Raw genomic sequence first — 24207 nt, forward strand, 5'->3', positions numbered from 1 at the left:
CCCCCGCACCCCAAAGTCGGTCGCCCCATCTTTTCGTCCGGCGTGAAGGATCGGCCTCGCCGGCCCAAGCGAGCTTCCTCGCCCAGCAGAACGCCCGGCGCAGCTTCGCCGTCGGCCATGTAGCCAGTCGCTGACAGGATTTGACGAAGCGTCGCGTTAGTCATCGGCCCGCCTTCACCATCTGGGGCGCGAAGGGCAACGCCGCCTGAAGCGACGCGGGCGCGAGCGGCATCACTCTCTGGCTCAATACGTGGCGACAGCTATTTCCAGGGCACGAAACGCATTTGGGCGAAGGCGATAAAAAAGGCAAAGCTTCCTGGAGTTACGCCTCACACCCTTCGGCATACTATCGGTTCGACCGCGATTTCAACGGGTGAAGCGATGGCACTGACAGGCGCGATCTTGGGACATTCAAATCCGCGTTCGACATCTATCTACGCTCACGTACAAAACGACCCGTCTCGGCGGGCCGCCAATCGGGTGACGAAGAAAATTGCTGCCGCGCTCGCCGGAGACAACAACGCATCGCGAAGGGCCCCGAGACAATCCGCAGGGGCGGAGGATTTGGCTGATCTCGACGGGCTGATCCAATCATTGTCCGCCCGCCTTATGGACGAGGGAATCGATGCAGCACGAGTTAAAGATATTGTGACGGACATGATCGCTGTGCGCGAAGTCATTCACGCCAAGGCTGTCTAGTCATTCCTACGATGGTTCGACTAGGCTTGGTCCGCTGCTTGCCTTATGTGGCCGTAAGCAGACGACAGGCTAGCTCGCGCTCGGCCCAACGGGTCGAAAAGGTGCCGGAGACCTCGAACCAGCTTCCGTCACAAAACCGGCTACAATGCCGGTTCACTGCTATAGCGGCTGAAAAGTTGCCCTCAGATACAAGGCACGGCCCGGCATCCACTCCGATGCTACTTTTCGTTGACCCAACATAGCCTGAGAGCTATATTCGGTGAAGAGAGTGGGCGTTCCGGCAGTTCGATAGAACGTTCTGGATAGCAAATCGAGCTCCTGACTTACTTCATAGCGATCGCGCGACCCCTCTCGCAAATCTAGCGTGTCCGTATGATGGGAAGTCGGTCGCCAACATTACGGAGTCAATTCCATGGGACGCGGTCTCGATGACGTCATCGCATCCATGCCGCAGCGGGATCGCATCGATGTGCGGTATGTGGAGAGGACCCAGGACGTAGAGGGTCTTCGGGCACTCCGCCGGATCGCAGGCAAGGCACAAGCAGATGTTGCGGCCGCTCTGAAGATCAAACAACCGTCTGTTTCGAAGATCGAAAACCAAGTTGATATGCACGTCTCGACGCTTCGCAGCTATGTCGAAGCCGTCGGCGGAAAGCTTGAGTTGACGGTCAGGCTACCGAAGCAGCCGGCCGTGCGCATCCATGCTCTCGGTGAGATCGCTGCCACGATCTCCGAAAATCTCGTCCCTCCCAAAAACCTCTCTCGCTAAGGTCGGACGCCGCGGATGACCAACAAGTACGCAACTTTCTGCGAAACTATCAGAATGCTGAAGGCCGGCCACAATTTTGAAAGGCGTTGAATTCCATGATTGGCATCGAGACACGAACCGCAGCAGGCATTTTAACGCTCACCGCTTTGCGCGGCATCGGACCCGCCACGGCTGAACGCCTTGCGGAACGATTTTCGCTGCTTGACGCAATCATAGGTGCCGAGCCCGCGAAGCTTCGATCCGTCGTCTCGGCTGCCGTTGCCGAAAGTCTTCATGAGCCTACTGCAATCGTCAACGCCGGCGAGAAGGCGCAGCGGGTGCTCGATGAGGCTCACCGTCGTGACGTGCGTGTGCTCTCCATCTTCGACGTCGACTATCCGGACGCCCTTCGATCGCTCACCGATCGTCCGCCCATCCTATTCGTCAAGGGCACTTTGCCGCCCCGTCGGAGTGTCGCCTGCATAGGTACACGCGAGCCGTCCGAGTTCGGCGAAATCGTCAGCGACAGGATCGTTGAAACACTAGTTGCCGCAAATTGGACGATTGTGAGCGGTCTGGCGACCGGCGTCGACACGCTGAGCCACCAAGCGGCGCTACGCCATGGTGGGCAGACCGTTGCCGTAATGGCAGGCGGTCTTGACGGAATATACCCGAAACAAAATACCAAGCTTGCCGACGAGATTCTGGAGAAGAGCGGCGCACTGGTCAGTGAGCAGCCTTTCGGCGTGCCGCCCTCGCCGCGCAATCTCGTTCAGCGCGATCGACTGCAGAGCGGGCTTTCGATCGCGACCTTCGTCATGCAAACGGACATCAAGGGCGGATCGATGCACACTGTCCGCTTCACGATCCAGCAGAACCGCCTGCTGTTTGCGCCAGTGCCGCAGGGCCGCCATGCCGAAGAACCCAAGAGTCAGGGCATCCTCGCGATGACGCAGTTTTCGGCGACGCGCTTCGCGGACGCCGCCCGTGCCGAAGGCGACTATCGGCGCATCCTAATCGAACGATATCGCAATGGCCCCGTGGCAGTGCCGCTCGCCAGCAAGGAGGATTACACTTCTATGCTTGAGCTGCTAGAAAATCGCGTGGCTGGTGATGCAGCAGCCCAAGACACGCCAGTTCGGCCATCGTTGCCTACGCAGATGTCGATGCTTTGACCATGCCGAACGTCTTTCTTTTCGACCTCGACATGACGCTCGTCGACAGCTCGGCGCTCGCGCATCTGCGACGCTCGCAAATGTGGGAAGCCGTTCGTCAGAATATGAATCTGATCCGATCTTTTCCGGCACAAGGCCGGGCCGCGCCGCATGAACTTCCTGCGCTGCTGCGGGCCGACGGACAAGCAGTCGGCATCGTGACGTCGTCGCCTGAATGGTACGCGACCGCTGTTCTTCAACAGTTCCGTATCCCTTATGACGTGCTGGTCAGCTACGGCGACACCGAGAACCACAAGCCAGATCCTGCGCCAATCCAAGAAGCCCTCCGGCGCCTTGGCATCGCAGCAAGCCGGGAGTCGCTCTACATCGGCGATGATGTCGGAGATGTAGAGGCCGCCTATCACGCCGGATTGGCTTCCGTTGCAGTCCGCTGGGGTCCTACGTCGATCTTCGAGCTCTCGTCCAGTGCGCCCGACATTTTCATGTCGAAGGCCTCGACGCTGCTACGCCGAGACCGCATCGGTGGGCGCGGCTACATCGGCGAAGCGCTGACCAGCAAATGGCCCTTCCACAGCCATTGGGGCTCTATTCTCCATTGCGACGATGAGCCCGTCGTTTATGCACTCGGCCGCTATTTCACGGCTTCCGATCCGCGGCATGCGACGAGCGCCTTGAGCGCGGCCGTGTTGTCTTTGAAAAATAATGACAGCCAAGCGCAAATCCTCGGCGAATGCGTTGGCCGCGCCGTCGCCCTTTTCGACTGGAATCCCGATTGCATCATCCCCGTACCCATGAAGCCCTCGCAGGAGCGCAACCGCTTCAAGGAACTGCTCGAAAGCGCTTCCGCCCATTTCGACGAGGATATCGAGGTTGAACTCAGCGGCCTGAAAACTGTCAAGGAGGTCGAAGGTTACAAGCAGATGAACGCCCTGGAGCGTGCGGAGGCCATAAAGGATGCCTTTGACACGGACTATACTTGGGGGGGCGCCAAGATTCTGCTGCTCGACGATGTCTACACAACCGGAGAGACGACGAGAGAGTGTATGCGCATTCTTAACGCCAACGGGGCCGGCGAGGTCCGAGTGATGGCGATCGCCAAGGATCAGCGCGTCTTCTCGCGAAAGACCTGTTCCGCCTGCGGGCGATCGATGAAGATTCGCGAGAATCACACGACGCACGTAAAGTTTTGGGGCTGTTCAGGCTATCCGCACAACTGCCAGCACACGGAAGACTTCTAACGCTATCGGGTCTGGACACCTTTGTCTGGCCCCTTCGGCGTCTGGTGGTCCGTGTGCTTGCCATCTCGGAGACAGCGATCACGCATTGGCGGCCGGAGGTGGAGCAGAAGCGAGCGCGGCATGTCCCAGCCGCGAATGCTTGAACACCCACTCGACGCCTTCCTTGCCCCGCCCCAACAAGCTCAATGTGGCACAAGGAATACGACGTGCATCAAACTTGCGCTGCAGGAATTCTGCCTGGCCCAAATCGTGAGTTGAAAGCAGGACCTGATAGTTCTTCTGCTGCACTAAGTTTGCAATGAAATCAGCAAACGCGGCCGCGTGAATGGCGTCATTGTGTTGAAGCGGATCGTCGAGGACCAATGCACGCCAGCGTGCCCATGGATAAGTGAGACTTGCTGCGCAAAGCATACTTACCGCCAATGCGGCCATCTGCCCTTCGCTGTGCACAAGCAGCGGGTCAATCTGGCCGATGGCGGCCGGGAGCTCGCCGTTGCTCGATACACTCTGCTCAATTTTCTTGCGCCTGACATGAAGGTCGATGCCGACGCGAGGGTCACACAGAATTGCCCTGTTGATCTGTTTCATCAGGGCGTCGAGCGGCTGAATATATTCTGCGTTGAACTCTTCGACCTCGCGTGCGATGTCGGCGCTTGCGAGACTGGCGATTTCCTTGGCTTGCTTCGTTGCCTCTAACTGCCGCTGCTTCCCGGCCAGATTCTTCTCCGCCACGTCGCGTATCTGATCGCGCTCGCTGTTGGGCGCCAAGTCGACCGCCAGACGCAGGCGTTCGAAGGTTCCTCGATGGGCCTGTTGACGTGCCCATGCCTCACGACCCTCACGAAGTCGGCGATGGGTCAGCATCGCTTCCTCGACGGCACTCTCGAAAGCGGTCACATCTCGATCGGCACCTTCCAGATCCGACACCGTCGGACCATTCTCCAACCATCCGAGCTGACCCCATTGCGATTGAATGCGCTGCGCCTCGGAAACGGCTTGTGAATGCTGCTTTGTCAGCTCCTCAACCCGCGCTACCACGCTCGCGACCGCCTGCTGCAACGACGCTGCACGCGCATCGAACTCTGTGGCGACATCGCGTGCTGCGTCGCAAGCTTCCTGGGACTGCTGTAGTGCGTGGGCAATAGTATCGATGGCTGATTCTAGCCGGTCCGCCCCGAGCTGTGTTGGCTCGCTCGGAAAAGCCACCGTCGTACGAGTAAAAACCTCCGCAGCAGCGACTTGCTCGGCGGCAGCGAGATCGGACAGACCACGAGCAAGCGCTTCCCGTTGGCGTAACGCGTCGTCCCGTCTTCTGACGGCATCACCCAGTAAGGAGGAAATATCCTCTGGTGCCAAGCGAGAGATCCAACGTCCGCGACGGTCACGTCTTGCCTGGAGTGACTGGATTTTCGATGCGAGTTCGCGATGATAGCCTTCAAGGCTGCCGATGTCCGCAGGACCCGCCCAAGCGATCCTTTCGAGCAACTGGTCATTGTGGGACTGTTCGGAAGTCACTTGCTGGCGAGCCAACTGGATTTCCGATTGAAGTCCTCGCACTGTCTTGAGCCGATCCGCAACGGCGCTCAATTCGGTCTGTGCGCGTCGTGAGGCTTCCTCTTGCTCGACGAGCAGTGGCGCAAGGCGCGCGGCCGCAAGCGCGACTCGTTCTTGCAGCAGGTCCGCATTGTCAAAACGGGTCGCGCAAACCGGACAGTCACATGCATCAACCGGCAGGTGTGTGGCAATCGTGGAAACGGCAGCGGTCATTGTACCAACGGACTTCCGCATTTCCGCAAGCAACGATTCCTGTACACCTGCTATTCGGTGTGCTTCGTCTAAAGCGGCCGCGGCAGAGTCGACTGCCTGATCGATGGACGGGTTCCCCAACTCCATCGACGCCAGCGTCCGCCGCTGAACGTCTATACTGCTTGATCGCGCGATCCATTGCGCACACCGGCCGACCTCTTCTCGCAATGAGGCGATTTGGTTGTCGGTTGAAGTGATTTCGCTTTCGAGACGCGCAATGATCTGGCGCCTGCGTTCAACTCGTTCGACTTCGTTTTCTGCGACTTCGAGCGGCTGCTCCGCCTCGGTTAGCGAAATTGCAACCCTCCGATGCTCATCACGCAGCTGCGCTAGGCGCACCGTTGCCTCGCGCAGTTGGACAAGCTGCACATGCGCGTTTCGCGTGGTCGCAAGGGCTTGGAGCTTCGTCGCGGCCTCGCCGCGCTTCGAAGCAGCATCAGCGGTGGCTTGCGTGGCCGCTGCGGCTGCTGCCCCAAGTTCGCGCTCCGCCTCCAACAACGCCGCTCTCTTCTGCGCTACTTCGAGCGAGTTCCGACCCTTCTCTTCCAACACAAGGCGCGATTGTGCGATCGCTAGACGACGGCTTCTGACCGCTGCAGCTGCGGTAGCTATCGATGTCTGCAATGCATCATCGTTAATGCGGTCAATGCTTATGGCCCCCGGCACGTTGCTTCCAACTACCGACGGCACGCGGCTCAGGGCACTCGCGATCTGTTGAACAAGGTCGCGCGCGCCGCCATCGTCGATTGCTCCCGAAGCCTGAGCACCCTGCCAAAGCTCGGCCTCCTGGGAGAGGAGGTTTCGCAGGTCATTGATGTCTCGCTCAAGATCGCTGATTCGCTTCGCGAATGCGCGTGCGGCGGCATTGCTGCCTTTCCCGTGCATTGCGATGCCGATCGCTTCAAGTTCGGCACTCTGCGCCGCCTCCTTGAGGATCTCGAAGCGCTCGTCAGACGATCGATGCGTGAGCCGCGAAAGCGTCGACTGCCCAAGGAAGTGCGTGAGGAGTAGATAGCGATTGAGGGCGCTGATCTGCGGTTTCCACGCATCGGACCTCAGATACTGCGAGATGTCATCCACCCCTGCCAGTGTGGAACTGACCGCTTGGGGCGAGGCAAGCTGACGTTCAATCACCTTGCCGTCCGAAAAACTCATCGCAACCGATGTCGAGCCGGGTTCATCACGCCAGCGGCAGAGGTACTTGCCCACCTTGTCGTACCCGTTGGCTGGACGGAAGTGGTCGATGTTGTCTGTGAGCGTCCACTCTAGTGCATCGAAAAGCGACGACTTGCCCAACCCATTGCTTCCGTGGACGATTAGCACGCTCGGCTGTGCCGCCAGTTCTATCTTCAGATTTGCGAAGCTGCGGAATTCAACAAGCTCGACACCGGTGAGATAGACTTGGCTCATTGTGTTGCCTCTCTTGCCGAGACCAACTCTACAACCAGAGCGTCGGGATCATCCTTCACTCGCCTCACAGCGCTGACCCATTGCTGGGCGACTTCGTTTGTTAGCCCGCGGGCGACCAGTGTCCGCTGAGCCAATCCTTGGTTGTTGTCCAGTGGCGCGTTGAGACTTTCGTCGGCCTCGCGCCACGGTGCCGCAAGAAATGTCCTGGTGAGGAACTCCTTATACGAGGCGTCTATAGCCCCCTTGTCCGGGATCCATATGAGCTTGCGGCAGACCGTCTCGTCCCGCTCCGCAAGATCTACAACGTTACGCCAATCCGCTTCCGGCGAAGGATTGGTGGCGCAAAGTATCAAGTGGGCGTTGATGACTTCCTCGGCGCGCATGTATGATCGCGCAATGACCATTTGGCTGTGCAGCCTGCGGAGCGACGCTTGCATCTCCTCCACGCTGCCAAGCATCACCGGCGCAACGATGGTCGGGTAGTCGCCAAGTCTTAGACCAAAGGCCCCACCAGGAAGCGGAACCGTGGATTCGTCCGACCGGCCACGGAACTTGGCATGCGTGAATTCGGGCACGATCGCCGTCGTCCAATCTAAAACCTTTGCGGATGCAATCAGCCTGTCCTTGAGTTCCTCTGCCGTCATTTTGACACTCCGTTCAGCTGGTCGTCCTGACGCTGGCGCAATGCGGCGAATTCTTCAGCCACAGCCTCTTTCCATTTGGCGATGTCACCAGCCAAACGCGTTCGCCAGTAGCCGGTATTTTGAATAATTGCCGGGCTAACACGTCGCGCTGACCTCATAGTTGTTCCAATTGTGCCCCCATCGAGAACACGGCCCGCGGGGTTTCGGACGTCAACCTCGCCGCTGGCCGAAAGAATCAGCGCGTCGACACCCCAATCGTCAGGTTCCGTTCGGATTGAGATTGGATCAGAACCTATCACCTCGCATCCCGTACCCAGTGCAACGGCATCGGTTGCAAAGCTAAGATTGCCTCGCTCGACTGATATTGGCGCAAACGGCTGCTGGCAGTGCGCCGCTAGGATCATGATGAGCGCGTTCGCCATGCGCTGAAGACTGCCGTAGTCACCGTCCCACGGGCTGATTTCCCGCTGATCGACTTGTGCGAGCCAGCGAAGAAAATCAAAGCGCAGCGTGTTGTTCGCATCCAATATTGGCTTCCACGCGCTCCAGGCGTTGCCGACTTCAGCAACTAAAGAAGCCGACAATTTCCCCAATGGAGGGGTCTGCCCCTGCGCGATTACCTGTTGAACACGTCCGTCCAGCACGCGCATAAGGCAGGCATCGACACCGGGCACTATCTGAGCGCCGTCATAGTCCCGGGCGGCCCGCACGGATGTTGGAGCGGGTGCTGTTCCCATTCCGGGGAGTAGCTTCGTCCACTCGGCTGAGACGGTCGAGTGCGCCCGGAGGTCAATCTTGCCGGCACTACCTTTGGTTAGCCGGACGAGATCTCTCGCCTCTGGCAACTGACTTGGCAGCACGTAAATATCAATCGTCACGCGTTTAGGTAGCTGCTCGCAAGCGAGCGCAATTTCGGCCAATTTCTGACTACCGCGCTCGATCAGAACATTCGCAGCGGGGTCAACCAGGATTTCCAAAATTCGCTTTGCTTCATCGGCCTGAACAAGCTGCTGCTGCTTGGATGCGTAATCCGCGATCTTTTGAATCCGCAGCTCTTCGAACAGTTCGAAGGTTGCTTCATCGAGCACTGGCGGGGCCGCTAGACCAGGTGTAGCGGCCAGCAGTGGAGTCAGGTGCGCCTTATAGTCAGCCAGAAGCGAAGCGGCGGGGGTGTACCTGTTGTCTATGTCCGGTCCATGGCGCAGAACGACGTGCTTGAATGAGTCCACATACGGAGTGGTGCCCAAACTGATGCCCTCCAGCGCAGTACCAGTCGTTGTCTTCTTCGTCGTTTTAACAAACCCTCTTGTACGCTGGATAGTGAGGCCTTCAACCTTGGTTGCCTCGAGCAGTGCAAACACCATGCACTGGTTGAGCTGCGAAGCCCTTCCGGCAGCAAACAGCGGCCCACTCGAATTGATAGTGACAACCCGGTCCTTGCGGAGCATGGGGCGCAGTCGATCCAGCACGCCATGCATCTCCAAAATGGGTAGAAGAGAGGTACGCAGGTTCGCCTCGATATCTTGTTCAAACGCCACTCCGGCGAAGATTGCGTTCGCCGCGATTCGAAGTTCGTCGCCTGGAAAGAACCCAAGAAAGCCGCGCGTAAAGCTGACATGTTCGAACCCATCGACTAGAAGTCCCAGCGTTTCCGTCAGCGCGCCGTCGCCATTGCCGCTGACGACATAGCTGGCGCCTGAGACTGGTTCAGTTGCCGGCGTGCCGATCGCGCCTGGCCGCCAATAGTCTTCGGGTACCACATTGCCAGACGAGCGCTCGTCTCCGAATCCCATGGCGAGAACGACGTGCTGAAAGACGCGGTTCTGAAGCCCGTTGGAAGTGTCAAAACTAAGCTGCCAGGCCGCACCTGATGGCGCAATCTCGATCAGCTTGTGGCTTGGCCGAAACGTCAGGTTGGGCAGCGAAACGTCAATCTTCGAAAACTCGCCGCGCAGTGCGTTGCACACGACTCCGCCGGTCCCTGCCGACCAATCCATTACCGGCAGGCCAGCTCGATCGTCGAGCGACCCTCGAGCTGGCCATTCATATATATGCGGATGAAGTAGGCGCGACGACGCACTCTGTAACTGCAAAATCTGCGCAGCGGGATCGTATAGCGTCACCTGCTTGTCGAGCAGGGCGAGTGCCGCCGCAATGGTCGAGCCAGCAGCGCCAGCGCCCACGACCGCGATCTGATGGCTAGCTTTGACAAGATCGAGCTCGTGCATCGCTTGGGCGAGCCGCAGGGCGCGAACCTGTTGCGAATAGAACGTGATTCGAGGGTGGAAGGGACCAACGAAATAGACGGTTTTTGCGGACGGCGTTCGAGAGGCGTTGATCAGGCCGGCATGATCCATCACTGCGGTTGCCATCAAATATTTACTTCCATAAGCAGCAAGAGAGCGCTGCTAGCATTGTGACTGGGGCTCAGACTTTTATTGAGAGATTTTGTTCAACCACACAACCGTCGCAAAAGCAGGTAATGCGACCGCAGTCTAGTTGGCGCCCTCTTCTGCTCACTTATCCGGTATTGGAAAGTCCTGCCAAGTAAGTTTTCCATCGGCAAGGCGCGCATTTCGCCTCGCGTGTTGCTTTGCTGCTTTTAGCCAAAGGTGGAGCCGAAGCGAAATGAAATCTGATCGCCTATTCAGGCGCGGTGCACGACCAGTCAAGCTTGGTAAAATACTGCGGAATAGACAGGATAGGGCAGCCAGCAAGCTTGCCGCATCACTGAACAGCTGCCAACAGGACGGCTGCCCAACAAAGAGACCGACCTGCCTCACTTCACAAGCCGTAAATTTCCCCTTCTGGGCGTTGTCAATGCATTGGGTGTAGATGGCACGCCCATAGTCACGAGGCCAAAAAGAAGTTTGACGACCTCCGATTCAGGAACGAACAGGATACTCGAAAGTCGATCCACGCTGGTCCCATCTTGACGGAGATCATCAAGGACCTTCTTCCATACCTGCGACTGTTCACGGCGCATCTGCATTGGTTCATCCGTTCGCCAACCCCGCCGAGAAATCTCCATAAACAACTGCTGATAGGTCCACTTCGATACCAAGCCGAGTTCATGAAGCCGATATGTCATCGCAGCCACTGAAACAGACCACGCTCGCTTAAGTTCGATAACTTTTGGTAGCCCTGTGATGCGACCAACCGCCCGGAGGGGACCTTCCGGCATAAGGAAAGCCGCAGCGAACTCGTTCGCTTGTTTTTCTGCCTCAAGACCATTTGGCGCCGCGTGCTTGTGCAAGACAAGATGCCCTAACTCATGGGCAGCGTCGAAACGGCTTCGCTCGGCAGACTTCTGAGAATTGAGAAATACGTAAGGTTTCTCCCCGCGCCAGACTGAAAAGGCGTCAACCTCCTTTCCATCCTCGCCTAGGGAAAAGACGCGAACCCCCCTTAATTCCAGAAGGTGCACCATGTTCTTGATTGGCCGGTTACCAAGGCCCCAAAAATCACGGAGGCCGGCTGCAGCACTCTGCGGTGTATCTTCTCGCATATCGGGAACAGCAGAGACGGGCAGATCAAACTCTCTATCCAACCAATCAGACATCAAGAACGCTATTGCCCCTGCGGCAATCGCCCCGTCTCGCTGGCGTGCCGTCATCTTGCTCATCGATCGGAAGCTGACCCCTTCGGCGCGCGGAATGTCCAGATCATCCGACAAAAAAAATGAAAGCGGAAACCCCAAGGAGCGGGCAAGTTTCTTGGCAACATCCTCGCTCGGAAGATATTCGCCGGCTTCATAACCCGTGACCGTACGGGGCTCGATACCAGTCTTTGCAGCGAGCTCTTTCATCGTCAGGCCGGCCCGCTGACGAGCCACTGTAAGCCGCGATCTATTAAACATTATGCCGCCTTGCGCTTCACCGGCACATCAATCTCAAAGTCCTCAATCGGGTCTTGGACCGGCACCCCGCCGTCCACACCCGGCAACGGAATGAATATGCGCTCCCCCCAGTCAGTTATGTTGCGCTCATCATAGGCTGATGGCAGCGAGAGCTCGGCACGGCAGTCCTCATCGTCGATATGGATTAACAACATCCAGGTGTGGTAGCTCAATATCGTGGCTGCCCTTCGAAGTTCCGCCTCGATCGTCTCCGGAAACATATCTGTCTCGAGGTTGTTTTTTAGAACGGCTGCTTCTGTGAAAAGCCCCTTTAGAGACTTGGTTCTCGGTGACCCAAATGGCGAGCAAGTCAGGCCATCGGCACTCGCAACGACAATGTTAATCTGCGTAGAATCATTGACCACTAATGAGTAGTTGCTTGGGTCATCCTTGCGCCAGCCCAGTGGCAACAACTCGTCCCGGAGGGTACGCACCACAAACCGCCAAGCTTCGGTGCCTGGAATGAACGGTGGATCGTTATCGGTACAGTTAAGCCTAGCCGTATGGCCCGCCAATACCGCTCTCGTCACAGCCTCGATCGAGACATTCAACTCAGCAAGCCGGCGCCTCGCCTCGAATGGATGCTGATGGACAATAGTCGCTGACATCGTCATGACACATCGCTCGCACTTCATTTTTTTAACCTTCTAGCAGGTAACAAAAATGAAGTCCAGTCTATCCTCTCGCCGCCACACCTCCGCCAACCCGATCACCATTTCGGTGGCGATCGCTCGCCAATGAGAGCAAGCTCGTCATGGCGCCTGTGGACTCAGCATGTTCGCGTTCTGAGATTGGCGTAGCGCAACAAGGCCGGCAAGGCCGATGCGCTCGACATCGCCCACATCAAGTCGCTCAGCCAACAGAGATGGCAGCATCTGTCTCGCAGGCCCTTGCGGGACGATAACCCCGCACTCGAGAAGGAAACCGCGAAGCTGGTTGATGACCGCCATGCGGTGGCCGACGAGCCTGCTGCGAACCCGATGCAGGGCCTGAAGGTCGAGCTGCTCGGCGCTCTTGATTGGAACGAAGCGCATGGTGGGCCGCTGCACTGCCTCGGCAATGGCCTCGGCGTCGCGGTAGTCGTTTTTCTGCCCTTCCTGGAAGGGTTTGACGTACTGTCCCGGGATCAGCCGAACGTCATGTCCGAAGGCTCCCAGTCGACGGCCAATGTGGTGTGCGCCTGCACAGGCTTCGACGTCAACCAGGCACGGCGGGAGGTTGGCCATATACCGATCCAGTCGTCCACGCGTCAGTTTCTCTCGCATGATCACTTTCCCACGCGCATCCATTCCGATGAGATGGAAGCTGTTCTTGCCGAGATCCATACCGATCGAAGCGACGCTTTCGTCATACCGAGTGATGTCAGTCATGGTGTGCTCCTTTCGCGATTGCGCTTCTACAGCGTTGCCGTCGCGCCGGCAGAGCGCGGCCGGTCCATACCATTATGTGGAGCGACGGCACGTTCTACCTCGGCGATCCGGCCGCGGGTGAGGGCGCCGCCGCGCAGCGCGCGCGCATGGCAAGGCCCGCAAGCTTCTCGGTGCACATCGATGAGCGGTGTGGCGGCAGTTGAAACGCATGGCGTCAGCCATCTGAGTCAAGGAGATCCGCCCCGGCGGATGAGGACCGATGCAGACCAGGAACGACGGAACGCAAATTATCCTGCCTGCGGCCGCGCCGATCGACAGACGGCCGGACCGCGCTCGATTGCCTGTGACGATGCTCCGTCAGTCCGATGGAAAAGTGCGCCACGACGGTTCGAGCGCTGCATTCGTGCAGCCAAGACACCCCGTCGCAGAGCGCGGAAGATTGCACGGCGCATCGGAACTCAACGCCAGAACGCGGAATCGTAGCGCAGAGCATAGATTCGTATCTTATCGCATACTGAAGGAGGAACGATGGTAGTTACAAAGTATCGCCAAACACAACCGATTAAGATGGCACCTTGCGCTAATGTCTGGCGGTTGTTTTTCAATAACTTAGAGGGTGATTTTGCAATGTGTGGATGTTTACTGCACATTGCGAGATTCATGCTTTCTCAGCGATTTCCGCAACTTAACGCAGTGTGCGGCGGCTCGGCGGGCAATTGAGTGAGCGTGGGCCGGGATGAGGGCGTAGTCAGAGACGCCGGCGAGACGCTCGACAGAAAACCTACGTCTCGGAGGGGGACTCGGTCGCTGAGGTGATCTCCGCTCGGCAGGCAGTGGGCTGGTGGATCCCAGACGTCAGGATCTCGTCGACTTGGCTTGCGGTGACTCGCGATCGGCGGTCGGCCCAGGCTGCCTGCGCGGTCTTCGTTGCGGCTCGGCGACAGCCGACATCGCCAGCGTCGGCCGTAGGATGGCGGCCGACCGCAGGCTCGTTCGCCGAGAGTGTCCCTGGAGCAGCGGGTGCAAAAAGCTTTATCGGCCTAATGGTACTTCGGCGGTCGCGACAAGCCTGGCCAGACTCAAGGATGCCGTGACAGGGTGCCCACAGGCTGACTCTGTTCAGGAGGCATCACGGAGTTGACACTTTGAAAGTCAATGATCGCAATCTCTCATCGGCAGAAATATAGTGGCCAGCTCTCGCCATAGCCTCGCTGCCATTCCATTGCGAGGCGCCGCAAAGTTCCGACTTTGCGGGCGATGCAAGTTCCTGTTATGTTCTCATCTTACAAGTTGCAGAGCGAGGCGATCTGAGTAAGGTGCACACAATGGTGAGGGGCTCTACGGAATATTCGCAGAAGCGGTCGGGCGCGTATTTCACGCCCGACAGCGTCAGTGCAACGCTAGTCGCCTGGGCTTGTCGGAAGCCCAATGACCGTATGATCGACCCATCATGCGGCGACGGCCGATTTTTAGCGCTCCACGGGAACAGCGTTGGTGTTGAGCAGAATCCGAACTCGGCGCAGCGAGCGATCGAACGCGCGCCAAGCGCTTTGGTACACGAAGGCGATTTCTTCACTTGGGCTAATGCAACAAGTGAGCGCTTCGAGTGCGCTGCAGGCAATCCACCTTTCATTCGATACCAGACCTTCAATGGCGAAATGCGCAGGAGGGCGTTCGACCTGTGCCTCAATTTAGGCGCGCGGTTCAGCGGACTGAGTTCGTCTTGGCCCCCATTCATAGTCGCGACTGCTGGGCTTTTGAAGCCAGGCGGACGAATGGCCTTCGTTGTGCCGGCAGAAATCGGACACGCGCCCTATGCGGCGCCGTTGCTGAATTTTCTGGTGGGGTCGTTCTCAACCGTTCAGATTATCGCGGTCCGCAGAAAGCTATTTCCGACACTGTCGGAGGATTGCTGGCTGCTCTATGCCGATGGCTTCGGCGGGAAGGCCGGTGCCATCGACCTAACTATCATGGACAATTTTAAGCCTACCAAGGCACCCCCAAAGGCGACAATGCGGGTTGACCTGGAAGAGTGGCGGACAGTTTGGAACTCTCGCTTGCGCCCTTATCTATTACCGGCAAGCGTGCGCAACTTTTATGGTTCGGCACTCGCGGATCCGGAGACCCGTCGCTTATCCGAGTTCGCGAACGTTGGAATCGGATACGTCAGCGGAGACAATGACTTTTTCCATCTTCGGCCGTCGGACGCGAAGCGCCTCGGCATCCCGTCGGCATTTCTTCAGCCGTCACTGCGTAATGGGCGCGCCATGCCTTACCGCCAGATCACAAAGGCGACGGTAGCTGCCTGGACGAAAAGCGACCATCAGGTGCTCCTTCTTCGCCTGAACCGTGATCAGGAACTTACTCCCGCCGTTCGTCGCTATCTAGACAGCAGTGCCGGCCGCCAGGCGCGGCTTGGCTATAAGTGCCGTAACCGCGCGCCTTGGTATGCGGTGCCCGATGTCCAGATCCCCGACTTCGTGATGAGCTATATGTCGGGCCGCACCGTCAACCTTGTAAAGAACGCGGCCGGCGTCTCCTGTACTAATAGCGTTCACTCTGTTCGCGTGCGCGATTACGCGCTAGCCAGCAAGCTGTTGCCTCAATGGTCGAGCCCCTTTGTGCGTCTCAGCTGCGAGCTTGAAGGTCATGCGCTCGGCGGGGGCATGCTGAAGCTGGAGCCGCGGGAAGCGGGACGAATTGTGTTCGCCTCTGCCGCGTCCGTGGGCAGGGCCAATAACGAAGAGCTGGAGGACGCGATCCGGTCAATGCAGAGTTGGCGACATTATGCCGACTGACCTGGAGGCGAAGACCTGCCAGTGGACCAATCAAGCCGAGGCGCTTGGCGCCTTCGCTGAGTTTACCGGTAAGACGCAGAGCGCCAGCCACATAAAGCCACTACATTGGTACGTCGCATGCCGACTGGTGGTCGAGGGTGGCTTCGATCCGGATGATATAGTGCCACGTCCACCCTTCAGGGTGCAGAGGCGTTCAGGCAAGGCGCCGCTGCTCCATTTCGAACCCAAATTGGGCGAGGGAGGCGAGCGCACGGTGTTGGGCGGGCTCAAAACGAAGAACGTCGATGTGGTTGTCACTCGCGAGGGTATTGGACCAGTGCTTGCGGTCTCGTGCAAGGGCGTGACCGGGGCGTTTCGGAATCTCACCAATCGCATGGAAGAGACGATTGGCGAGTGCACCAACCTTCATATCACCTACCCCGCCCTGGTCCTTGGATATCTCGTGCTGCTTCGCGCTAACCGGCAAGTTGAGGCCGCGCTTGATGATGCGAAGGAAGCGATAGAAGAGCTCGGCTCGGTCGCCGAAGGAACCAAGACGCTCACTGCGAATGACATAGCGATCGAAGAAGGCGGGGATCCGGTGAAGTCGATTGTGCGTTTCCACAATGCGCTTCGAGAGCTTGTGGGTCGTCGTGGCATCCGAGATGACGTAAGCCGATACGAGGCAATCGGGTTTGGCCTGGTCGAGATGCACGGTGAGCAGCGTAGTTCGCTGTTCGAAAGTTTTCCGACTGGAGACAGCCTGCTCAACCTCAGCGGATTCTTCGATACTTTATACGCACGCTATGACGAGCGGTTTGTGGTTAGTGCTCCTGACCTGTCGAGTGTGACGCGCCGATACGCTTGGGATGCAGCATCCACAGGACTTCAGCTGGACGGATTGGATTACGAAGCGCGTACCGAAGGCGAATAGCCCAGGTTACGCCGGTTTGCGCCTGATCTCGGTCATTTAGGACGTCTTTGCCGCTCCCCGAACACAGCATCCTCGGCGACTACGCGGACAAACGACAACGAGCGTCTACTCGGTGTCTGAGCCTCGCCAAGAATGGTCAAGGAAATCTGAGCGAAAACCGCCATCTTATACGACCAAATGGGCAAAGTTCTAAACCTAGCGGCCTAGCCAGGCGACCTTGCGGGGACGGGTTTGCTTTGGAAATACCTGTGCTAGAAAAGAGCTTTCAAGCCGGGAGGGGACATTGCCTATTCAAAATATCCATACTTACTTGGTTCACCCCAACAAGGGGGTTGAAAACGCAGCTGCCGTAGTTGGCAATGAAGTACCTCATGTGGGCGATATGTACGCGCTGTTGAGCTCTGTTTACGAGAAGGCGGACGCTGAATGTAACATCGGCATTGCGTTCAATCCAGCCGCCAACGGCATTCAGTCAAATCCATGCCGAAATCTGCTTTTGGCTTATGCCAATGCGCCGACAATCGCTACCGGGCGAGGGCTAGCCGAAAGGCTATCGGGTGTAACTACGAAAAGGTCGGGCCTGGGATTGATGTTCTTGATACGCGGCATGGAGGGGGTGCATCACAAGGTAGTTGTCTCGCGTTTCCGCGCCAACAACGGCGTTGTAGTCAACGAAGCCGCCGATATGCTGACAGTCGAATTCGTCGACCGTGTTTTTATGAAAAACGCTCACTCGTACAAAGCGGTGGTGTATCGCCATCAGTCCCTCGCAGGCGGGTTCTGGGACGGCATGGCAGTCGACAAGCAGATTAACAGCCAAGATTTGGAGTCGTCCGATTATTGGGTGAAGGAGTTCCTCAGCTCTTCGTTCAAAACCAGCGCTGCATCGGGGACCCGCAGGTTGGCGATAGCGCTGAAGAACGCCATCAAAAGCGCTTCAAACATCGACATCAAGAAGCAGATAAGCGCCGCCGTGACCCTAGCCGGCAACCTGGACGGACAGGCATGAGCGTGAACGAATTTTGTGCCCAGTATAACTTTACCGAGGAAGCCCGAAGTGCTGTGACAACTGCGTTGGGTCGGGAGGACCTTGCCGGCGACAATTTCCAGTTCAGTGCGGCCGAGTTCGAAAAGCAGCTGCCTTACCGGACAGTTGAGCTCGATTCAGGCGCATTTCTAACCGCTGGCGCAAGCGATTTCGACCAGGTCTTCGTTCAGGTGCCAGTGGCCGGCCACCATGACCAAATTCGGTTTTCGACCGAAGGTAAGATTGTGAGTGAAAAGCTGGAAAAATCCCGATGAGCGATATCGAGGGTGAATATCGCCTCCGCCATGACAAGGCGTTGACGCCAATAGCAGGATCATTGGCGACCTATCTGAACGACCTTTTGAAAGGTATTGAACGAATAGACCGCGTTTCGACACGTCCTAAATCAATAGACCGCTTTGTGGCCAAGGCGACTAAACTGAAGGATGACAGACCAAAATATGACGATCCGCTTCATCAGATCCAAGATCAGATTGGCGCCCGCATCATCACCTTCTATCTCGAGGACGTGCCGCGGGTCGCTGATGCTGTCCTACCCTATTTCCATGCCATCGAAAGCCAAAAAATCGTGCCGGAACGCGAGTGGGAGTTTGGCTATTTTGGACAACATTATATCTTGATGTTGCCGGCCGATGTGGTCGACTCTTCAATAGATAAGGACCTTATACCGGAATTTTTCGAGCTCCAGATCAAAACCCTCTTCCAGCACGCCTGGTCAGAGGCAGAACATGATCTGGGGTATAAACCCGGGTCTCAACCGTTAGAGGCCGACCAACTTCGTCAGCTGGCCTATACTTCAGCGCAAGCATGGGGGGCGTATCGGATGTTCAATGAGCTGTTCTTGGCGAGGGAAGCCCTCATGCGAAGCGCGGGCTAGGATTGCAGGGTACCCATTTGCCGGAACTGGACGAAAATGCGGGTGGAGCGATCGCATCTGGCGGCGCTAGTTTCGAAACCGAGCTGTTTGGTCGTAACCACGAAGCCGTCAGGCCTGAACCAGATACCGTCTCGCCACGTGGCGATCGCGGCGGTTTTGAACCGAATCCTGACTTCGTGGCGCCCAGAGGCGAACGCAAGGGCTAAGTCGAGACTCGATTCTGGGCCTGATGTCGGTCGGCTCGCTGTTGCGTCGAAGCGTATCTCAGGCGAATGGCCCTAAAATCGGTGCTTCGGCGATCGTTGACGTATCCAGCAGGAGCATTCGCTTGCCTGCCCGAACGCCAGACGGTGCGCGAAGAGGTGAAATAATATATCGACTTCGATTCTCATTGAACGTGTTGGCTCGTGAAAGTCATGCACCCACTCGCGGATGTGCCGGCAATGGTCTGCTGCCTTGGTCGTTCGACAGTCGTTGCACGATAGCCGGGAAATTGCGCCAGGTGTGCAGTTTGGTGCCAGCATAGTGGGGATTTGCGTACCCAAGCCAATTCGAACCCGTGGTCCCTAGATTGGTTGAAGCCGTCGACGTGCTTGGTAGGCGCCGGGCGGACATGTTTGCCTGTCCGGGGGAAATCGACCGGGCCGGTGTTGACCAGGTGATGACCAAGCCAAAAATAGAAAGGGCCACCTCTGGCGGCCCTGATCTAAGTTCTTAATTTCCTTGATGAAATTGGAGCGGGTGAAGCGGTTCGAACGCTCGACCCCAACCTTGGCAAGCAACAATCCGCCCTCAATCGGCTTTACAGCGGCAATGATCAGGTCGTTCGTGGCTAGCCAGCGGACACGTAACTGGCAACGAAATAGCCGAAATGAGCTTCGGAAGTTGGCGTCTATGTCTTGATCGGCAACCGCCTGCGATGTTTCTGGCGAACCGTCCCTCAGCGACCGAGTTCGGTAATTCGCCGACCTGCAACTCCCTTCTCGGCCTGTGACCATCGCGCCGACCGTGATCCACGCGTCGCGCTGGGTTACGCGGCCTGCCATACTTGGTTCAAAATCCGCGCGGCGAGTGCCGCTTTGTCTTGCGGTAAGAAGCGGCCGTAATGATGCGCCACCATATCGGGCGTGTCCTGGATGGCGCAACTTGCCTGCTCATACGACCCGGTCTGTTTCAGAATGTGCGTCGCCAGCACGTCGCGAACATTGTCCGGGCCGTGAGGGAGAAGGTCGGCGACCGCGCCGCGCTGGATATATGGATTGTAGATGCCATATCGCTGGACGGTCAGGCGCCATGCCTCATAGAACGTCTTTCGACCCGTATGAGGCCTCCTTGCTGGTCGCCTTCACCGTTTTGATGAAGAAGGTGCCGGGGTCTTCCGCGCTTCCAAGCAGCACTCGCCGATGGCGATCGATATAGGCATCAATGTGCTCGTAGAGACCGCCCAGGTTCGGCAGGACGAGCCGAAATGGCTTACTCCCGAAATAGGAGGAGTTTGCGTTCTTGAAAGCGACTGAAGGGATCAGCACCTCCCAGCCCGTTTCGCGTTCGCTCCAGCGGAGTTCGCCGCGCTTCATGTCGGCTAGCTGCCGCTCGGACCGAGGCAGTCTCCCGCGTTCACTGACCATCAGCTGACGCTTCGAGAAACTTCACGCCCAAGGCAGCCGGTTGTTTGGACCAGACATGTTTTTTGTCGCTGTCATCTTTTGGACATGCATCACTCATCGTCAGACGCTTGAGGACAGACTTGGCTGCCCCTGCGGTAATGTTGGCGTCGGCTCATCATCTAGCATCATTTCGGCGCCGGCTGTGTGCGCGGAAGATCTACACGACCTGACCGCCGCGTGCAGCGATTGCCTGCCGGCTCATAGCTGATCTTTTCTCCTAAAGCCGGCGACGAGGACAGGCCGTCGAGTGCGTGCTGCCGGATGCTGCGTATGCTGTTTGGCTAGACGGCGGATACCGCGTCACCTCCATATCTTCGCGACAGAGGTTTGGTGGCGTCGCAGGCCTTCCTGCTAAATCACCGCAGTGCTCGGGAATTCGTATCTGATCCGCGTGAGGCGAAGACCTTCTCTCTCGACTGGCTCGCCGAGGCCGTCTGTCCTGCGGGCCTCGGCGATTTCTCATTTGGCATGGCGCATGCGCCTCGATCCGCAAACCCCGTCATCAGGAGAAATCGGAGCTGGCCGCAACTCCACCTCCTCCAGCCACGAGGGCAGACGGGAAGCAGCGCCTTCAAATGAGGAACAAAATCACTTGACCTCGAATCTTGCCTCTCGACCACAACCGCAGTCATGGAACCGCGTCCGCGACCATCGCCAATGATCGCGCCCCAAGGCAACTGCCCAGCGCAAAATGGCTACGCGCGATTACGCCATGCATCCCTTACGAGGCTACGACAGCACCTCGGAGAGCCTCGCCGCCATCATGCACACCGATGTAAGCCCACTTGATCCAGCACAAAGGAATTTCAAACATGCACCAAGATATCGTCCGTGGGAGAGCTTTCGCCATGCCCCTGACCAGCCCGGCCTACCCGGCCGGCCCATATCGCTTCCGCAACCGGGAGTATCTGATCATCACATATCGCACCGATCCGCAGAAACTGCGCGACCTTGTGCCGGAGCCGCTTCAGGTGTGCGAGCCTCTGGTCAAATTCGAGTTCATTCGCATGCCGGACTCGACGGGCTTCGGCGACTACACGGAAGGCGGACAGGTCATCCCTGTCTCCTTCTGTGGCCGCAGGGGGAGCTACACCCTGTGCATGTTTCTCGACGACCATCCGCCGATAGCGGGCGGACGCGAGTTGTGGGGCTTTCCCAAGAAGCTCGCTAGCCCAACGCTCCGAACGGAGACGGATACCCTTGTTGGCACGCTGGACTACGGGCCGGTTCGCGTCGCGACGGGTACCATGGGCTACAAGCACCGAGCCGCCGACCTCGCCAGCGTGAGGGCCTCGCTCGCTGAACCGAACTTCCTCCTCAAAATCATCCCGCATGTCGACGGCACGGCGCGCATCTGTGAGCTCGTGGAATATCATCTAGAGGACGTCCATCTGAGGGGCGCCTGGACCGGCCCGGCAGCCCTGAACCTCTGGTCGCATGCGCTTGCCCCCGTCGCCGAACTGCCGGTGCTGGAAGTCGTCTCGGCCGTACACCTCGTCGCAGATCTCACGCTCGCGCTCGGGAAGGTCGTCCACGACTATCTCGCGGAAGCCTAGCCTCGCAATCGGAAAGGAAGAAACCATGAACTTTTACAGTGATAGCTCATTGAACCAACGCGATGGGGAGCCGGTGGCCGGCTTCTCGACAAGGAACGCCACTGACAATCTCATACAACGTCTTTCCAGCGACCTAGCCTTAGAGGACATTCCGCCGCTTTGCAGCGAGTGCAGGCGCCTCGCGAGTAAGAGCGATTGCCCTTGCCCATCCTCCCTGCTTTTGGTGCAACATATGCTCGCTGCCGTTTACCAGCGGCTTGACGCCATTGACTGCCTCTCAGAGCAAGGCGCCATAAAACTGAAGGCTTTTACCGATTATCTGGCGGCGGTCGTTCGAATAGCTTCAGAGAGCGGCGACGCGGCACCCTGGATTGATCTAGCAACCCGGTTTAGCGCTCTTTTCGATCCCGACGAGGTTGCCCATTGATCTCGCGCTTATCGCTTTTTCGTGGAACGAGCAGCCTCGTCGGCAGATGCGTCATCGATCGCCAGCGGCGTGCCGGCGCATATGCGAGCGTAAAAGCGCCGAGCAGCCGGTGATGTATCTCGAACGTGACGACGCCGATTGGCGCGATGCGCGTTGGCTCGGGGCCCTCGTGCCCAAGCATGGGTGCGTTCCCATTCCGCGGCATCGTACTCGCGATCCCGTCTGTGCCGTGCTCAAGCAAGCAAGCTCGAGCGAACCGCCCCGGGTTGCGGATTTAGACAATCGTTGATGGAGTTGGCTGGCGAATTGGCGCGTTCGGCCTTCGGTTGGAAGACCGGCTTGAGGCGGGCCAACGAAACGGAATTGGCGAAGCCACGCTGGAGTATGCCTTCACTGGGGTCGCGTCCCTGCACGTGCTGTAGCGCAGCGTAGCGAAGCCGCTCGCGAGCGCGCCCTCATAGCGCTGAGCGGGCGAGCGGCTTCGGGGCGGGCGCAGAGGCTGGGTAGACTGGGCCGGACTCACCTCACCCGGTCCAGCCACGACATGCATCGCCAAAGGCAAGGACCCCGCTGACCGCGCCCGCAAGGGGGGATTGGCCGTCATCGCTGCTTTCGCCAATCTCCAAGGCGAGAAGTTTGGAGCCGCCAGTGAAGCTGCCGATCTCCCCCTTGCGGGACCTTGCGGGGGAGATGGCCGGCAGGCCAGAGAGAGGGGCTGTCTCGCCAGCGTTAGATCACATTCAATTCCCTAAACGCCCGCCCTTCGGCGACACGGCTGTACCCAAACGCGGAGCAATCGACCGTGCGATAGCCGCCATGCACGATCAGCTCGGCCAGTGCCTTGCCCACCGCCGGCGCCTGCTGCAGACCGTGGCCCGAGAATCCGTTGGCGAACAGGAAATTGCCGACCTCTGGATGCGGGCCGATCACCGCGTTCTGGTCGAGCGTGTTGTAGTCGTAGTGGCCGGCCCAGGCGCGCGTCGGCTTGATTGCCTCGAAGGCGGGAATACGGGTCGCCAGCACCGGCCAGATCACCTCTTCGAACAGCGGCCAGTCCGGCTCGAAATCAGCGGGATCGGCGGGACCGTCGCCCTCTTCCGGCTCGGCGCCGCCGGTGATGTAGACCGAGCCTTCCGGTCTGACGTAGATGCCGGTCGGATCGACCAGCAGCGGCATGTCGTCATATTTCTCGCGCGCCTCGAAGATGAAGACATTGCGCTTGCGCGGTTCCACCGGCAGCGCCAGTCCGGCCATTGCAGAAACGTTGCCGGCATTCGGCCCGGCGGCGTTGACGAGGATGCCTGCCTCGAGCCGTTCGCCATTGTCGAGCTTGACGCTGGTGACGCGATCCCCCTGCCGTTCGATGCCGGTCACATCGGCGGTGATGAAATCGATCTTCTTCTCCCGCAGCGCCTTGCGGAACAGCATCAGCATAGCATGCGCGTCGAACCAGCCCTCGCCGCTGCGGCCATAGGCGCCGGCGGTGATGCCGTCAGCCGACAGCCATGGAAACCGGCGGACGAGCGCCTCCGCATCCTCAAGGACGATGTCGGCGCCCTCGGCCATCTGCGTCTCGTGGCTGGCCTTGAGGATCGGCAATCCGTTTTCGCCGGCAAGGATGAGATAGCCGCCTTCGCGAAAGCCGATATCGGCGTCGGCCCCGAATTCTGCGCCGAGCCGCCGGAACAGTTTCAGCGTGAACTGCGACAGGCGGATGTTTTCGGGAATCGAAAACTGCTGGCGGATTGAAGCGCAGGACAGCGTCGTGGCCGCTTGGGCAAATTGCGGGTCGCGCTCGACCAGCGCGATCGAGCCGAAAAACCCTTCCTCGCGGAGATAGTAGGCGATCGAGGAGCCGACGATGGCTCCGCCGATGATGGCGACGTCGTAGCGCACTTGTTCGCTTCTCCCGTTCTAGAGCATGATCCCGAGG

General features: G+C 58.4%; 17 protein-coding genes and 2 pseudogenes. 11 read left to right on the forward strand and 8 right to left on the reverse strand.

The features are described 5' to 3' along the window. Nucleotides 1-282: 282 nt before the first annotated feature. The 4 genes from AC0L14_RS26450 to AC0L14_RS26465 all read left to right on the forward strand — a co-directional run bounded on the left by AC0L14_RS26450 (nucleotide 283) and on the right by AC0L14_RS26465 (nucleotide 3860). Nucleotides 283-699, forward strand: a complete 417-nt coding sequence (locus AC0L14_RS26450; RefSeq protein WP_473751304.1) for a tyrosine-type recombinase/integrase — start codon at nucleotides 283-285, stop codon at nucleotides 697-699. A gap of 412 nt (nucleotides 700-1111) precedes the next feature. Further along, nucleotides 1112-1468 carry a helix-turn-helix domain-containing protein gene (locus AC0L14_RS26455; RefSeq protein WP_473751244.1) on the forward strand — a complete coding sequence of 119 codons (357 nt, stop codon included), beginning with the start codon at nucleotides 1112-1114 and terminating at the stop codon, nucleotides 1466-1468. Between the two features lie 95 nt (nucleotides 1469-1563). Beyond that, a complete protein-coding gene (locus AC0L14_RS26460) occupies nucleotides 1564-2622 on the forward strand; it encodes a DNA-processing protein DprA (protein ID WP_473751245.1) in 1059 nt (352 codons plus the stop codon). 2 nt (nucleotides 2623-2624) lie between these two features. Beyond that, nucleotides 2625-3860 (forward strand): HAD-IA family hydrolase, encoded by a 1236-nt coding sequence (locus tag AC0L14_RS26465; protein ID WP_473751246.1) that lies wholly within the window; start codon nucleotides 2625-2627, stop codon nucleotides 3858-3860. A gap of 78 nt (nucleotides 3861-3938) precedes the next feature. On the opposite strand, the gene AC0L14_RS26470 is transcribed toward AC0L14_RS26465, so the two are convergent. The 6 genes and pseudogenes from AC0L14_RS26470 to AC0L14_RS26495 form a co-directional block, all read right to left on the reverse strand. After that, nucleotides 3939-7076 carry an AAA family ATPase gene (locus tag AC0L14_RS26470; RefSeq protein WP_473751247.1) on the reverse strand — a complete coding sequence of 1046 codons (3138 nt, stop codon included), beginning with the start codon at nucleotides 7074-7076 and terminating at the stop codon, nucleotides 3939-3941. Then, nucleotides 7073-7720 carry an ABC-three component system middle component 1 gene (locus AC0L14_RS26475; protein WP_473751248.1) on the reverse strand — a complete coding sequence of 216 codons (648 nt, stop codon included), beginning with the start codon at nucleotides 7718-7720 and terminating at the stop codon, nucleotides 7073-7075. The genes AC0L14_RS26470 and AC0L14_RS26475 overlap by 4 nt, the downstream gene beginning before the upstream one ends. Then, nucleotides 7717-10092 (reverse strand): ABC-three component system protein, encoded by a 2376-nt coding sequence (locus AC0L14_RS26480; protein WP_473751249.1) that lies wholly within the window; start codon nucleotides 10090-10092, stop codon nucleotides 7717-7719. The genes AC0L14_RS26475 and AC0L14_RS26480 overlap by 4 nt, the downstream gene beginning before the upstream one ends. 407 nt (nucleotides 10093-10499) lie before the next feature. Then, nucleotides 10500-11579: an ImmA/IrrE family metallo-endopeptidase gene (locus AC0L14_RS26485; protein ID WP_473751250.1), complete on the reverse strand. Its 1080-nt coding sequence runs from the start codon at nucleotides 11577-11579 to the stop codon at nucleotides 10500-10502. Beyond that, on the reverse strand, nucleotides 11579-12232 hold the full coding sequence (locus tag AC0L14_RS26490) for a hypothetical protein (protein ID WP_473751251.1): 654 nt from the start codon (nucleotides 12230-12232) through the stop codon (nucleotides 11579-11581). The genes AC0L14_RS26485 and AC0L14_RS26490 overlap by 1 nt, the downstream gene beginning before the upstream one ends. Nucleotides 12233-12457: 225 nt before the next feature. Then, nucleotides 12458-12988, reverse strand: a pseudogene (locus AC0L14_RS26495) (IS110 family RNA-guided transposase); the annotation flags it as partial. 1325 nt (nucleotides 12989-14313) lie between these two features. Between AC0L14_RS26495 and AC0L14_RS26500 the strand changes: the two are divergent. The 5 genes from AC0L14_RS26500 to AC0L14_RS26520 all read left to right on the forward strand — a co-directional run bounded on the left by AC0L14_RS26500 (nucleotide 14314) and on the right by AC0L14_RS26520 (nucleotide 18624). Further along, nucleotides 14314-15786: an N-6 DNA methylase gene (locus AC0L14_RS26500; RefSeq protein ID WP_473751252.1), complete on the forward strand. Its 1473-nt coding sequence runs from the start codon at nucleotides 14314-14316 to the stop codon at nucleotides 15784-15786. After that, nucleotides 15776-16699, forward strand: coding sequence for a hypothetical protein (locus tag AC0L14_RS26505; RefSeq protein ID WP_473751253.1), 924 nt, complete (start codon nucleotides 15776-15778; stop codon nucleotides 16697-16699). The genes AC0L14_RS26500 and AC0L14_RS26505 overlap by 11 nt, the downstream gene beginning before the upstream one ends. A gap of 283 nt (nucleotides 16700-16982) precedes the next feature. Beyond that, the gene (locus AC0L14_RS26510; RefSeq protein ID WP_473751254.1) at nucleotides 16983-17708 is read left to right on the forward strand and encodes a hypothetical protein; all 726 of its coding nucleotides are present in this window, start codon (nucleotides 16983-16985) and stop codon (nucleotides 17706-17708) included. Continuing rightward, the gene (locus AC0L14_RS26515) at nucleotides 17705-18001 is read left to right on the forward strand and encodes a hypothetical protein (protein ID WP_473751255.1); all 297 of its coding nucleotides are present in this window, start codon (nucleotides 17705-17707) and stop codon (nucleotides 17999-18001) included. The genes AC0L14_RS26510 and AC0L14_RS26515 overlap by 4 nt, the downstream gene beginning before the upstream one ends. Beyond that, nucleotides 17998-18624, forward strand: coding sequence for a GTP pyrophosphokinase (locus tag AC0L14_RS26520; RefSeq protein WP_473751256.1), 627 nt, complete (start codon nucleotides 17998-18000; stop codon nucleotides 18622-18624). Before AC0L14_RS26515 ends, AC0L14_RS26520 begins: the two co-directional genes overlap by 4 nt. A gap of 1030 nt (nucleotides 18625-19654) precedes the next feature. Here the strand turns inward: AC0L14_RS26520 and AC0L14_RS26525 are convergent. Next, nucleotides 19655-20261, reverse strand: a pseudogene (locus tag AC0L14_RS26525) (hypothetical protein); the annotation flags it as partial. Nucleotides 20262-21103: 842 nt separating this feature from the next. Here AC0L14_RS26525 and AC0L14_RS26530 point away from each other — a divergent pair. Together AC0L14_RS26530 and AC0L14_RS26535 are read left to right on the forward strand one after the other, a co-directional pair. After that, the gene (locus AC0L14_RS26530) at nucleotides 21104-21847 is read left to right on the forward strand and encodes an acetoacetate decarboxylase (protein WP_473751257.1); all 744 of its coding nucleotides are present in this window, start codon (nucleotides 21104-21106) and stop codon (nucleotides 21845-21847) included. Between the two features lie 25 nt (nucleotides 21848-21872). Then, nucleotides 21873-22274: a hypothetical protein gene (locus AC0L14_RS26535; protein WP_473751258.1), complete on the forward strand. Its 402-nt coding sequence runs from the start codon at nucleotides 21873-21875 to the stop codon at nucleotides 22272-22274. 729 nt (nucleotides 22275-23003) lie between these two features. Here AC0L14_RS26535 and AC0L14_RS26540 read toward each other — a convergent pair. After that, nucleotides 23004-24170 (reverse strand): NAD(P)/FAD-dependent oxidoreductase, encoded by a 1167-nt coding sequence (locus tag AC0L14_RS26540; RefSeq protein ID WP_473751259.1) that lies wholly within the window; start codon nucleotides 24168-24170, stop codon nucleotides 23004-23006. Nucleotides 24171-24207: the final 37 nt, after the last annotated feature.

It is taken from the genome of Mesorhizobium sp. WSM4841, assembly GCF_055811515.1.

What these genes read in the sequence shown, in the direction of transcription:
- AC0L14_RS26455 (WP_473751244.1), top strand. Translation starts at nt 1,112, where the DNA reads ATGGGACGCGGTCTCGATGACGTCATCGCATCCATGCCGCAGCGGGAT.
- AC0L14_RS26460 (WP_473751245.1), top strand. Translation starts at nt 1,564, where the DNA reads ATGATTGGCATCGAGACACGAACCGCAGCAGGCATTTTAACGCTCACC.
- AC0L14_RS26465 (WP_473751246.1), top strand. Translation starts at nt 2,625, where the DNA reads ATGCCGAACGTCTTTCTTTTCGACCTCGACATGACGCTCGTCGACAGC.
- AC0L14_RS26470 (WP_473751247.1), bottom strand. Translation starts at nt 7,076, where the DNA reads ATGAGCCAAGTCTATCTCACCGGTGTCGAGCTTGTTGAATTCCGCAGC.
- AC0L14_RS26475 (WP_473751248.1), bottom strand. Translation starts at nt 7,720, where the DNA reads ATGACGGCAGAGGAACTCAAGGACAGGCTGATTGCATCCGCAAAGGTT.
- AC0L14_RS26480 (WP_473751249.1), bottom strand. Translation starts at nt 10,092, where the DNA reads ATGGCAACCGCAGTGATGGATCATGCCGGCCTGATCAACGCCTCTCGA.
- AC0L14_RS26485 (WP_473751250.1), bottom strand. Translation starts at nt 11,579, where the DNA reads ATGTTTAATAGATCGCGGCTTACAGTGGCTCGTCAGCGGGCCGGCCTG.
- AC0L14_RS26490 (WP_473751251.1), bottom strand. Translation starts at nt 12,232, where the DNA reads ATGACGATGTCAGCGACTATTGTCCATCAGCATCCATTCGAGGCGAGG.
- AC0L14_RS26500 (WP_473751252.1), top strand. Translation starts at nt 14,314, where the DNA reads ATGGTGAGGGGCTCTACGGAATATTCGCAGAAGCGGTCGGGCGCGTAT.
- AC0L14_RS26505 (WP_473751253.1), top strand. Translation starts at nt 15,776, where the DNA reads ATGCCGACTGACCTGGAGGCGAAGACCTGCCAGTGGACCAATCAAGCC.
- AC0L14_RS26515 (WP_473751255.1), top strand. Translation starts at nt 17,705, where the DNA reads ATGAGCGTGAACGAATTTTGTGCCCAGTATAACTTTACCGAGGAAGCC.
- AC0L14_RS26520 (WP_473751256.1), top strand. Translation starts at nt 17,998, where the DNA reads ATGAGCGATATCGAGGGTGAATATCGCCTCCGCCATGACAAGGCGTTG.
- AC0L14_RS26530 (WP_473751257.1), top strand. Translation starts at nt 21,104, where the DNA reads ATGCACCAAGATATCGTCCGTGGGAGAGCTTTCGCCATGCCCCTGACC.
- AC0L14_RS26535 (WP_473751258.1), top strand. Translation starts at nt 21,873, where the DNA reads ATGAACTTTTACAGTGATAGCTCATTGAACCAACGCGATGGGGAGCCG.